Origin of the sequence: Campylobacter sp. 2018MI13, assembly GCF_018501135.1 — a bacterium.
In the GTDB taxonomy this organism is placed as follows: Bacteria; Campylobacterota; Campylobacteria; order Campylobacterales; family Campylobacteraceae; genus Campylobacter_E.
The window spans coordinates 19681-33333 of sequence record NZ_JAHCZC010000009.1; the positions used below are offsets into that span (position 1 = coordinate 19681).

At 30.8% G+C, this 13653-nt stretch carries 8 protein-coding genes; all 8 read left to right on the plus strand.

Annotation, left to right across the window (positions count from 1 at the left end; all coding sequences use genetic code 11):
* Positions 1-11 precede the first annotated feature (11 nt).
* The 8 genes from rplK (at position 12) to KJQ99_RS01910 (ending at position 13574) form a co-directional block, all read left to right on the plus strand.
* Positions 12-437: a 50S ribosomal protein L11 gene (gene rplK, locus KJQ99_RS01875; protein WP_214118198.1), complete on the plus strand. Its 426-nt coding sequence runs from the start codon at positions 12-14 to the stop codon at positions 435-437.
* 56 nt (positions 438-493) lie between these two features.
* Positions 494-1195 (plus strand): 50S ribosomal protein L1, encoded by a 702-nt coding sequence (rplA, locus tag KJQ99_RS01880; protein ID WP_214118196.1) that lies wholly within the window; start codon positions 494-496, stop codon positions 1193-1195.
* A 185-nt stretch (positions 1196-1380) separates the two neighbouring features.
* A complete protein-coding gene (rplJ, locus tag KJQ99_RS01885; RefSeq protein ID WP_214118194.1) occupies positions 1381-1860 on the plus strand; it encodes a 50S ribosomal protein L10 in 480 nt (159 codons plus the stop codon).
* Positions 1861-1878: 18 nt separating this feature from the next.
* Positions 1879-2253, plus strand: a complete 375-nt coding sequence (gene rplL / locus KJQ99_RS01890; RefSeq protein ID WP_214118192.1) for a 50S ribosomal protein L7/L12 — start codon at positions 1879-1881, stop codon at positions 2251-2253.
* 89 nt (positions 2254-2342) lie between these two features.
* On the plus strand, positions 2343-6473 hold the full coding sequence (gene rpoB / locus KJQ99_RS01895) for a DNA-directed RNA polymerase subunit beta (protein WP_214119982.1): 4131 nt from the start codon (positions 2343-2345) through the stop codon (positions 6471-6473).
* The gene (rpoC, locus tag KJQ99_RS01900) at positions 6463-11001 is read left to right on the plus strand and encodes a DNA-directed RNA polymerase subunit beta' (RefSeq protein WP_442862233.1); all 4539 of its coding nucleotides are present in this window, start codon (positions 6463-6465) and stop codon (positions 10999-11001) included. Before rpoB ends, rpoC begins: the two co-directional genes overlap by 11 nt.
* Before the next feature lie 293 nt (positions 11002-11294).
* On the plus strand, positions 11295-12662 hold the full coding sequence (locus KJQ99_RS01905) for a hypothetical protein (protein ID WP_214149835.1): 1368 nt from the start codon (positions 11295-11297) through the stop codon (positions 12660-12662).
* A gap of 51 nt (positions 12663-12713) precedes the next feature.
* Positions 12714-13574 (plus strand): hypothetical protein, encoded by an 861-nt coding sequence (locus KJQ99_RS01910; RefSeq protein WP_214149836.1) that lies wholly within the window; start codon positions 12714-12716, stop codon positions 13572-13574.
* Positions 13575-13653 lie beyond the last annotated feature (79 nt).

Consider the following 13653-nt stretch of genomic DNA (forward strand, 5'->3'; position numbering starts at 1 on the left):
AAGGAGTCATTATGGCTAAAAAAGTTGTTGGGGAAATTAAATTACAAATAGCTGCAACAAAGGCAAATCCATCACCACCAGTAGGACCTGCTTTAGGACAACAAGGTGTTAATATTATGGAATTTTGTAAGGCTTTCAATGAGCGTACAAAAGATATGGCGGGATATAATATTCCAGTAGTTATAACAGTATATGCTGATAAAAGTTTTACATTTATAACAAAACAACCACCTGCTACAGATTTAATTAAAAAGGCTGCAGGTATTTCAAAAGGAACTGATAATCCTTTAAAAAATAAAGTAGGTAAGCTAACAAAAGCTCAAATACTTGAAATTGTTGATAGAAAAATTGCTGACTTAAATACAAAAGATCGTGAGCAAGCTGCTAAGATTATTGCAGGTTCTGCTAGATCAATGGGTGTTGAAGTAGTAGATTAATAAGAACCTAACCGCCGGGTTAAGGCGGAAGCACTTTAAAAAATGCGGAGAAAAATATGGCAAAAAAAGCAAAAAGAATTCAAGAATTATTAAAAAAAGTTGATTTAACAAAAGAATATTCACTAAATGATGGTATTAAAGTTATTAAAACTTTATCATCAGCTAAATTTGATGAAACCGTTGAAATAGCAATGAAATTAAATGTTGATCCAAGACATGCTGATCAAATGGTAAGAGGTTCAGTAGTATTACCAGAAGGAACTGGCAAAAAGGTTCGTGTAGCTGTAATTGCAAAAGATATTAAAGCTGATGAAGCAAAAGCAGCAGGAGCTGATATTGTTGGTGATGATGATTTAGTAGAAGAAATTCAAAAAGGTAATATTAATTTTGATGTATTAATAGCAACTCCAAATTTAATGGGGCTAGTTGGTAAAGTTGGCCGTATTTTAGGACCTAAAGGTTTAATGCCAAATCCTAAAACAGGAACAGTTACTATGGATGTAGCTCAAGCTGTTAAAAATGCTAAGTCAGGACAAGTTAATTTCCGTGTAGATAAACAAGGAAATATTCATGCTGGTTTAGGTAAAGTTAGTTTTTCTGAAGAAAAATTATTAAATAACGTTAGTGCTTTTGTAAAAGCAATTAATAAACACAAACCTGCAACTGCAAAAGGTAGATATATTAAGAGTGCAACTCTATCTTTAACAATGAGTCCAGGTTTAAAACTTGAAACTCAAGAATTATTAGATTTAAAATAATTTTTTCTATGAATAGCTATTTTTTAAACTTTTTATGTTAAAAATATAGCTATTCTTTTTCAAATTTTTATTTTAGTTTTTTTGCGTAAAGAATTTAAATAAAAATTTGATTTGTGACAGCCGAGGTTTATTACTTAATTGACTTTTGTCTCTCTGCTTAAATCATAAATCGGAAAGGAGAAAAGATGACAAGAAACCAAAAAGAAGAACTAATAGCTAGACTTTCTGATGAATTTACAACAAACAATGCTGTTGTTGTTTGTAATTATAAAGGTATTATTACTAAGCAATTAGAAGTATTACGTGATTCTGCAAGAGTTGCTAATGTTAAAGTAGAAGTTATTAAAAATACTTTAGCTAGTATTGCTTTAGAAAAATCAGGCAAAAATGGTTTAACACTTAAAGATACAAATATTTATCTTTGGGGAGAAGACGCGTTAGCAGTTACAAAAGTAGCAGCTAAATTTGCTGAAAAAAATAATGCGTTTGAAGTTAAGTTTGGTCACATAGATGGTGAAGTTGCAGATGCTAATAAAATTACTGCATTATCTAAAATGCCATCTCGTGAAGAGTTACTTGCTATGTTATTGCAAGTTTGGAATGCGCCGATTCAAAATTTCACAATCGGTTTAAATGCACTTAAAGAAAAAAAAGAACAAGAATAATTTTATAAAGGATAAAAAATGGCAATTACAAAACAAGATGTATTAGAATATATCTCAAATCTAAGTGTTTTAGAACTATCTGAATTAGTTAAAGAATTTGAAGAAAAATTTGGTGTTAGTGCAGCTCCTGTAATGGTTGCTGGTGCTGTAGGTGGTGCTGCAGCTGCTGCTGAAGAAGAAAAAACAGAATTTAACGTTGTGTTAGTAGATTCAGGTGCTAACAAAATTAATGTTATTAAAGTAGTACGTGCATTAACAGGATTAGGCTTAAAAGAAGCTAAAGATGCTGTTGAAGGTACTCCATCAACATTAAAAGAAGGTGTTAGCAAAGCAGATGCTGAAGAAGCTAAAAAACAACTTGAAGAAGCTGGCGCTAAGGTTGAACTTAAATAATTTATTTAGCCCTATTTTTAGGGCTATTTTTGTATTGTGTTGTTTTTACAACAAAACTATTCTTTCAAAACTTACCAAGAGGTACATATATGTTAAATAGCTTACATTCAGGAAACAGATTAAGGGTGGATTTTTCAAACGTTCCACAGCAAATTGAGATTCCAAATCTATTACAATTACAGCAAAAAAGCTTTGATTATTTTTTAAATATTGGTAATGAAGACAGGGAAAGTGGTATAGAAAAAGTTTTTAAATCTTTTTTTCCTGTTAGTGATTCTCAAAATAGATTAAGTTTAGATTACGTATCTTGTGAATTTGTAAAGCCTAAATACACAGTAAGAGAGTGTATGGAAAGAGGTCTTACGTATGCAGCTAACTTGCGTGCAAAAATTCGCTTGACGTTATATGATAGAGATGAAAAAACTGGTGAAAAAATTGGAATTAAAGATATAAAAGAACAAGATATTACTATTCGTGATATACCTTTAATGACAGATAGAGTTTCTTTCGTTATCAATGGGGTTGAAAGAGTAGTTGTAAATCAGCTTCATAGAAGTCCAGGTGTTATTTTTAAAGAAAGCGAAGAAGGTAATAAATTACTTTATTCTAGCCAAATTATACCTGATAGAGGAGCTTGGATTTATTTTGAATTTGATTCAAAAAATATTTTATATGCAAGAATTAATAAAAGAAGAAAATTCCAAGCAACACTTTTACTAAGAGTATTAGGATATAGCAAAGAAGATATTATTCAATTATTTTATCCAATTCAAACAATAACACTAAAAAAACATAAATTCTATACAAAATTTGATATTAATGCTATAGGCGATAGAGTTGAATTTGATTTGATTAATGAAAAAGGTGAAGTTGTTCATGAAGCAGGTAAGAAATTAACTAAAAGAAAAATTAAAGAGCTTGAAGAATCAGGTTTAAAATTAATAGAATACCCTGTTGATATTTTAGCTAATCGTCAATTAGCAGAGCCTGTATATGATAAAAATACTGGGGAATTATTATTTGATACTCTTACAATGCTTGATGAAGATAAACTAATTGCTTTAGTTCATAATGGTAGTGATTTTAAAATAGCTAATGATGTTGGTTCAGGAATTGATGATTCAATGTTAAAAACTCTTCAAAATGATTTAGATATGTTTAAATCATTTAAGCGTTCAGAAAATTATGAAAATGAAGAAGAATTTGCAATAGCTAAAATATTTAGAGTATTAAGACCAGGTGATCCTGTTGTTTTAGAAGCAGCAAAAACTTATATTTTAGATATGTTATTTAACCCTGAAAGATACGATATAACAAGAGTTGGTCGTATGAAAATGAACCATAAATTAGGACTTGATGTTCCTGAATATGTAACCGTTTTAACTAGAGAAGATATAGTAAAAACTATTCAATATCTTTACAGAATTAAATCAGGTCGTGGATATTTAGATGATAGAGACCATTTAGGAAATAGAAGAATTAGAGCTATTGGTGAGTTATTAACTAATGAATTACACATAGGTTTTGCAAAAATTCAAAAAGGTATTAAAGATAAATTAAGCTCAATTACTACTCCTATTGAAGAATTAATGCCAAGTGATTTAGTGAATTCAAAAATGATTACTTCTACACTACTTGATTTCTTTACGGGTGGTCAATTATCACAATTTATGGATCAAACAAATCCACTTAGTGAAGTTACACATAAAAGAAGATTATCAGCTTTAGGCGAGGGTGGTTTAGTAAAAGAAAGAGCAAGTTTTGAAGCTCGTGATGTTCATACAACTCATTATGGAAGAATTTGTCCTGTTGAAACTCCAGAAGGTCAAAATATCGGTCTTATTAACTCGCTTTCAACTTATGCAAAAGTTAATGATTTAGGTTTTGTTGAAGCTCCTTATAGAAAAGTTGTAGATGGTAAAATAAGCGATGAAATCGTGTATTTAACAGCTACTCAAGAAGAAGGAATTTGTATTGCACCAGCTTCTACGAAAGTAGATGAAAATGGAAATATTGTTGATGATTTAATTGAAGCTAGAATAGATGGAGAAACGATACTAGCAAAACGCGAAGATGTAGGACTTATTGACCTTACTTCAGGGGCTATCGTTGGGCTTGCAGCTTCGTTAATTCCTTTCCTAGAACACAATGACGCAAACCGTGCACTAATGGGTTCAAACATGCAACGTCAAGCAGTTCCATTGCTTACTGCTACTGCTCCAATAGTTGGAACAGGTATGGAAAGAGTAGTAGCAAGAGATGCGTGGGAAGCAATCAAAGCTAAGCGTTCAGGTAAAGTAGAAAAAGTTGATAGCAATAATATATTTATATTAGGCGAAGATGATAATGGTTTATATATAGACCATTACAAACTAGAAAAGAACTTAAGAACAAACCAAAATACAACATTTTCTCAAAAACCAATTGTAAGAAAAGGCGATATAGTAAAAGTAGGACAAGTAATTGCAGATGGCCCTTCTATGGATCAAGGAGAGCTTGCTATTGGTAAAAATGCTTTAATTGCATTTATGCCTTGGAATGGTTACAACTACGAAGATGCTATTGTAATGAGCGAAAAAATGATTCGTGAAGACGCATTTACTAGTGTTCATGTTTATGAAAAAGAAATAGAAGCTCGTGAATTAAAAGATGGCGTTGAAGAAATTACTCGTGATATTCCGAATGTAAAAGATGAAGATATAGCACATTTAGATGAAAGCGGTATTGTAAGAATCGGAACGCATGTAAAACCTGGTATGATTTTAGTAGGTAAAGTTTCTCCTAAAGGTGAAGTAAAACCAACTCCTGAAGAGAGATTATTAAGAGCGATTTTCGGAGAAAAAGCAGGTCATGTAGTTAATAAATCTTTATACGCAGGTGCTAGTGTTGAAGGCGTTGTAATTGATGTAAAAGTATTTACAAAAAAAGGTCATGAAAAAGATGCTCGTGCAAAAGCAGCTCAAGACGCTGAACGCTTAGTATTAGAAAAAGACTATCATGATAGATTATTAATGATGGATAGAGAAGAAAATCTAAAGATTGCTAAATTATTAAAAGAAACTCCTTTAGAAAAAGCTGAAACTATAGGCGGAACATCTTATAAAAAAGGTGAAATCGTAAAAGAAGATGATTTATCTAATTTAAATCGTTTTGCTATTGGAAGTATTATTAAAGCTTATCCTAAAGATGTGCAAGCTTATTATGAGAATTTAAAAAATCATTTCCAAAATGAGAAAAAAGCTTTAAAACAAGAGCATGATGAAAAATTAGAAATATTAGAAAAAGATGATATTTTACAAAATGGTATAGTAAAACTTGTAAAAGTTTATATAGCAACTAAGCGTAAGTTAAAAGTTGGGGATAAAATGGCAGGTCGTCACGGAAATAAAGGTATAGTTTCTTGCATAGTTCCTGAAGTTGATATGCCTTATTTACCTGATGGAAGACCTGTTGATATTGTTTTAAATCCACTAGGTGTTCCAAGCCGTATGAATATAGGTCAAATTCTAGAAAGCCATTTAGGTTTAGTAGGACTTAGACTAGGAGAACAAATTCAAGAAATATTTGATGCAAAAAGAGCTGATTTTATTAAAGAATTACGCCAAAAAATGATTGATATTTGCGATATTTCAAGATTAATGGACGCTAAAGTTTATCTTAAAGATATGAGTGATGATGAGTTTATTCGCCACGCAAGAGATTGGAGTAAGGGCGTTAAATTTGGAGCTCCTGTTTTTGAAGGTGTAACTGCAGAAGAATTTAAAAAGCTATTTGAAATGGCTAGAATAGATATGGATGGCAAAAGTGAGCTATACGATGGTCGCACAGGCGAAAAGATGAAAGAGCGTGTAAATGTGGGCGTTATGTATATGCTTAAACTTCACCACTTAGTAGATGAGAAAGTTCACGCAAGAAGTACAGGTCCATATAGTCTTGTTACACAACAACCTGTTGGTGGTAAAGCATTATTCGGAGGTCAAAGATTTGGAGAGATGGAAGTTTGGGCATTAGAAGCTTATGGTGCAGCACATACCTTAAGAGAAATGCTAACTATTAAATCTGATGATATTGATGGAAGATTTGCAGCGTATAAAGCACTTGCAAAAGGAGAAAATGTAACTTCAGCAGGAATTCCTGAGACATTTTTTGTTCTTACAAACGAGCTAAAATCTTTAGCTTTAGATGTTGAGATTTATAAAGAGGATAATGATGATGAATAAGAAATATAAAAAAATCCAACTTAACGAAGAAGAAAAACCAAGTCAATTTGATGCCATAGGGTTTAAAATAGCTAGCCCTGAGGCTATTCGTTCATGGTCATTTGGTGAAGTAAAAAAACCAGAAACTATAAACTATCGCACACTTAAGCCTGAAAGAGACGGCTTATTTTGTGCTAAGATTTTTGGGCCAATTAGAGATTATGAGTGCCTTTGCGGAAAATATAAAAAAATGCGTTTTAAAGGCGTTAAATGTGAAAAATGTGGAGTTGAAGTAACTACAAGTAAAGTTCGCCGCACTAGAATGGGTCATATTGAATTAGTTACTCCAGTGGCTCATACTTGGTATTCAAATGCAATACCTGCAAGAATTTCAACACTTTTAGATATTTCTACAAAAGATTTAAGCCGTGTTTTATACTATGAAGCATATATTGTAGAAGCTGTTGGAGATGCGCATACTGCAACTTATGATGATAATAAAAAAGTTACAAAATATAGCGTAATCAGCGAAGAACAATTCCAAGCTTTAAATGAAAGATATGAAGATACTGGCTTTAAAGCTAGAATGGGTGGAGAAGTAATTCATGATTTATTAGCTGAACTTGATTTAGTAGATATGGTAAGAGAATTAAAAGAAGCTTGCGAACTAGCTCCAAAATCAAAAAAACCTGCAATTATTAAAAAATTAAAAATTGTAGAAAGCTTTTTAGCAAGTTCTCAAAGTGGAGAAGGAAATCGCCCTGAATGGATGATGATTACATGCTTACCTGTTTTACCACCTGATTTACGCCCATTAGTGTCTTTAGATGGTGGAAAATTTGCTGTTTCTGATGTGAATGATTTATATCGCCGTGTAATTAACAGAAACTCTCGTTTAAAAAGATTAATTGAACTTGATGCGCCTGAAATTATTATTAGAAACGAAAAAAGAATGCTTCAAGAAGCTGTTGATTCATTGTTTGATAACGCTAGAAAACAAACAGGAGCAGCTAAAGGTGCAAACAAAAGAACTCTAAAATCACTTACTGAAATCATCAAGGGTAAGCAAGGACGCTTTAGACAAAACCTACTTGGAAAGCGTGTTGACTTTTCAGGTCGTAGCGTAATTGTTGTTGGCCCAAAACTTAGAATGGATCAATGTGGCTTACCTAAACAAATGGCTTTAGAATTATTTAAACCACATTTATTAGCTAAACTTGAAGAAAAAGGTTATGCAACTACGGTTAAACAAGCTCATAAAATGATAGGCGAAAAGACTAACGAAGTATGGGAATGTTTAGAAGAAGTAGTAAAAGATCATCCTGTAATGCTAAACCGTGCACCAACTCTACACAAGCTTTCAATTCAAGCTTTCCATCCAGTGCTAGTTGAAGGTAAAGCTATTCAGTTACACCCTTTAGTTTGTGCTGCATTTAACGCTGACTTTGACGGCGACCAAATGGCTGTGCATGTTCCACTTAGCCAAGAAGCAATAGCAGAATGTAAGATATTAATGCTAAGCTCAATGAATATTTTATTACCTGCAAGTGGTAAGGCTATAACAGTTCCATCACAAGATATGGTTTTAGGTATTTATTATCTATCGCTTGAAAAAACAGATGCAAAAGGTGCTAATAAGATTTGCACTGGTGTTGATGAAGTATTAATGGCTATGCAAACAGGCTCACTTGATATTCACGCTACAATCAAATCAGTTGTAAATGGTAAGAGTATTAAAACTACTGCGGGTCGTTTAATTATCAAATCAATTTTACCTGATTTTGTTCCTGAAGAATTATGGAATAAGGTTTTAAAGAAAAAGGATATCGGAGCATTAGTTGATTATGTTTATAAAAATGGTGGCTTAGAAATTAGTGCAAGTTTCCTTGATAATCTTAAGAATTTAGGTTTTGAATACGCTACAAAAGCTGGTATTTCAATTTCTATTGCTGATATTATTGTTCCTGATGAAAAGAGCGATAATATAGAAAATGCAAAAGCAAAAGTAAGAGAAATCCAAAACTCATTTAACCAAGGTCTAATCACTGCTAGTGAGCGTTATAATAAAATTATTGATATTTGGAAAAATACTAATAATGAATTATCAAAAAATATGATTAATTTAATGAAAAACGATAAAGCAGGATTTAACTCAATTTATATGATGGCTGATTCAGGTGCTAGGGGTTCAACGGCTCAAATTTCACAGCTAGCAGCTATGCGTGGTCTTATGGCTAAACCTGATGGTTCTATTATTGAAACACCAATTACTTCAAACTTTAGAGAAGGGCTAAATGTTCTTGAATACTTTATCTCAACTCACGGAGCTAGAAAAGGTCTTGCGGATACTGCGTTAAAGACTGCAAGTGCAGGACACTTAACAAGAAAGCTAATTGATGTTGCTCAAAATGTGAAAATTACTATGAATGATTGTGGAACTCACGAAGGTATAGAAGTTAGTGAAATTACTGCTGATGGTGTTGTAGTTGAAAACTTACACGATAGAATTATAGGTAGGGTTTTAGCTGATGATGTTATTGATCCAATTAGCAATGAAGTATTATTTAATGAAGGCACATTAATTGATGAAGTAAAAGCAAAAAGCATTGTTCAAAGCAATATCAAATCAGTTACAATTAGAACTCCAATTACTTGTAAAGCTAAAAAAGGAATTTGTGCTAAGTGCTACGGAATTAGCCTTGCTGAAAGTAAGTTAGTTAAAACTGGTGAAGCTGTTGGTATTATTTCAGCTCAATCAATCGGTGAGCCAGGAACTCAGCTAACACTTAGAACTTTCCACAGCGGGGGAACTGCTACAACTGATATGCAAGATAGACAAGTAGAAGTTAAAAAAGAAGGTTTCATAAGATTTTATAATGTTCAAACTTATAAAAATAATGAAGGCAAACAAATTATCGCAAATCGTAGAAATGCAAATATCCTTTTAGTTGAGCCTAAGATTAAAGCTCCATTTGATGGAAGTATTTCATATATTAATGCGCACGATGATATAACTATAGTTGTAAAATCAGGTAAAAAAGAGCAAAAATATATTTTAAGAAAACACGATGTTGCAAAAATCAACGAATTAGCTGGTGTTAGTGGAAACTTATTAGGAAAGCTTTATTTACCTTATAAAGAAGGTGATAAAGTTGTTGAAAATGAAAGTATAGTTGAAGTTATTAAAGAAGACTATAACATTCCAAGACGTATTCCTTACGCATCAGAATTATTAATAGAAGATGGAGCACCAGTAGCTCAAGATATTAGAGCAAATGCGGTTGGTAAATTAAACTATTACATTCAAAAAAGCGATGGTTTAGAAAAAATTGAGCTTAAAAAAGGTCATATAGTTAATGAAAAAGGTTTATTTGTAATTATTTCAGATGGAAATGATAGAGAAGCTATTCGCCATTATGTTCCAAGAAAATCTAAAATAGAATTTGGAAGTAATGAAATAATTAAAAACGCTAATGATTTAATAGTTACAGATGCAAGTAATGAAAGCCATATAATAGCTCAATGGGACCCATATAATAACCCTATAATAGCTGAGAGTGATGGTGTTGTAAGCTTTGTAGATATTGAACCAGGCTTTAGTGTTGAAGAGCAAACTGATGAATTAACAGGAAATAGCTCTTTAGTAGTTAATGAATATTTACCTGCTAGTATGAAACCTGCTATTGTGATTACAAAAGATGATGGAAGCACAATCAGATATCAACTAGAATCAAAAACCGTTATTTATGTAAATAATAATGAAAAGGTAAAAGTAGCTCAAATTCTAGCTAAAACTCCAAAGGCAGCAACTAAGTCTAAGGATATTACGGGTGGTCTTCCAAGAGTTACTGAATTATTTGAAGTAAGAAAGGTTAAAAACCCTGCTACATTAGCTGAGATTGATGGAATTGTAAGACTAGGTCAAGCTAGCCGTATGCGTCAAGTTATTACTATAGAAGGTGCTGATGGCAATTTAGTTGAGCATACAATTGACCGCCATAGCCAAATCCAAGTAAGAGATGGTGAGATGGTTCATGCAGGTGAGCGTTTAACTGATGGAACAATTACAAGTAATGATATTTTAAGAATATTAGGTGAGAAAGCATTGCACCATTATTTAATTAGCGAAATTCAGCAAGTTTATAGCGGACAAGGCGTTGCAATTAGTGATAAACATATAGAAATTATTATTTCACAAATGTTAAGACAAGTAACCATTATAGATAGTGGAGATACTAAGTTTATAGTAGGCGATGTAGTAAGTAAGCGTAGATTTGCTGAAGAAAACGAAGCTGTTATGAAATTTGGTGGAAGTCCAGCTATTGCAGAACCACGCTTAACGGGTGTTACTCGTGCGTCAGTTAGCAGTGATAGTATTATCTCGGCTGCTTCGTTCCAAGAAACTACTAAAGTATTAACTGAAGCTAGTGTAACTGGTAAAGTAGATTATTTAGAAGACTTAAAAGAAAACGTTGTTTTAGGTAGAATGATACCTGTTGGAACGGGACTCTATTCAAGAGCAAAATTACAAATTCATAAAAACGACTAATTGTAAGGGGGATATAATCCCCTTATTTATTATTAATATCACAATACATTTTCTAATTACAATATTTAAATAAATATGAATATTTTAAATAGCTATAATTTTTAACTACATTTTTTAGCTTTCAAATCTTGTTTTAAATTCTTTAAAATTAGTAGAATTTAAATAAATGCTTTAGATATTTTTATTGATATTTTTCATATTATATATTTTAATTTAAAGGTATTTAAAAAATACAATGATTTTAAAATATAAAAATAGTATTATTTTAAAATATTATAAAAAGTGGGGTAAAAATGGCTTTTGAAAATGTAGTAATCACAAAAGAACTTGATGAAAAATATAAATTATCTAAAATCTTTAACATTTACAATAGAAGGTATAAAACTATTCCAGAAAGAAAAAAGTTTTTATTTGATAGTGATAAAGAGTGTTTTTTGCTTGAATGCTATCATTATGAAGACCCAGAGTTTGATCATGCTTATCTTAGCAAGGCTGTGTATATTATGTGGTATCAAAATACCTTTATAGAGCTTGTGATAGATTATAATTTGCACGAGATGATTGGAAACGAGATGTATGATTATATCTATGAGATTTTAGACATAAAAGTGCTTGATTCTACTATTAAAGATAACAAAGAAGGCTTTAATGTAATAGGGTATGATTATATATGTAGAGTTTTAGACATTAAAGATAAATCACCGCTTAGCAAAGATGAAATCTTTAGCGTAGTAAAAGATGCTTTGTTAGCTTGTAAAGGCTATGGAAGAAAAGTATATGTTTTAGATGAGATAACTAAACAAAAGTTAGAACAAACAAAACTATCATTAGATGAGGCAAACGAGATTTTGGATATTGCTGATGATACAGGGTATTTTGATTATATAGCAAAGCATTTAGATTTAAGATATCTTGGAGTTTTTAATAAATACACCGTTTTTTGCGAAGGGGTAAATGATATAAAAGATACAAGAAGTATTGATAAAACTATTGCTTTAAAGTTTTTGGATATTGATACAAATACAAGCTTGAAAAACGCTTTTATAAGGGTTTTTGATATAGACGAGCAAAGCTTGTTAAAAACCTTAAAAAGCGATATGTTTAAGTGTGTTGATATTTATAATATATTTAGCTCTCGCTTAAACAAAGAATTACATGATACAAAAGAATACAAAGCTTATGTGGAATTTGAAATTATGTATAAGACTCTTTTAAAGCGTTTTGCACGAGAGACATCAGGTGCGGTGCGTGTGATAGTAAGCGATAATCCTAGTCATAGTTTTGTTCATGCTACTTGTAAAGAGATTATGAAAAATGAAAATATAACTATGATAAATGATATACCAAAGAAGTTTTATCATGATTGTGCATGGTATTATGAGGATTTGCTTGATGCTTTTAGACGCGAGAAGGAATTTTTCAAAGAACATGTAAAAGAAACAGAACTACTTCTAAAACAATTGTCAATATATAAAAAATACGGCGTGCGTGGTTTTAATATTTTTAGATTTTTTTATAAATACTATGATAAAGCTTTTAGATTTTTTAACAAATACTACAATCCTTTTATGAAAGTTGTTATATTTGGTTTGCAGTTAGCTTGTGTTTATTTTGTTATTAGATTAGTTATTGTTTTGCTTAAGATTTTTGATTTGATTTAGTGTGATAAAGAATGTATTATTACTAAATTAACTTTATTTTAAAGGTAGGATATGAATGAGTTTTTAATATATCTAACATATTTTTTAGATAATTTACATGGTTTAGCTAGTGGAATTATTAGTATTTTAATTCCTATAGATTATGTGCCATTTTTTATTACCTATCCTACGCTTTTTACCCTTACATTTTTTATAGGATTAAAGCTCTATCCTAGATTTATAATAGCTTTATATATTTTATTTTTTTATTTGGTTATAAGAGTTGGGCTTATTGATAGAGATATCGGTGGGGGATTTGTAGTTTTACAACTATTACTACCAATTGTATTTTCACTATTAATTTGGTGGTTTTATAAGTTAATAATGAAACAAAATCAAAAATTTATTAAAGTTATCTTTTATTTTTTCTCATTTTTAATGATTGCTTTTCACGGAATATTATTAATAAGTCATTTTAATTTACAGCAAATTCCAAGACACGAAGTAACAGAACTTAAAAAACCAAATACCTTATTATTAAGCACAATTGAAAAGCAAAACTATACGATAGATGGAAAATTTTTTAAAAGCGTAAAATTGATAGTTGATAAAGAAGTGCAATTATATGAAAATTATAAAAAATATGAAAAACGCTTTGAAGAAGAAGCTTCAAAATTACCAACTAGACTTAGTAAAGATAAGCTAATAAATTATGATATTTATGGTTATTTTGTGCCTTGTAACTATGCAAAATCATATATGTCTTTTAGAGAGCTAAAAATCCCAGAGCATCCTGATTTTGATAGAATTTATGATTCTTTTGCTAGGTTATTTATTGATAACTATTATCTTAGTTTAGACAATTATATAAGTGATTGCTCTAATGATGTTTATCAAAATTATTTAAATAAATTAAAAGGAGAATTAAAATGAGTTGTAGTTTAGAATACACATTTTTATTTTTAATATAATTATTTGAATTAATTTTTCATAATTAAATATATTAAACAAA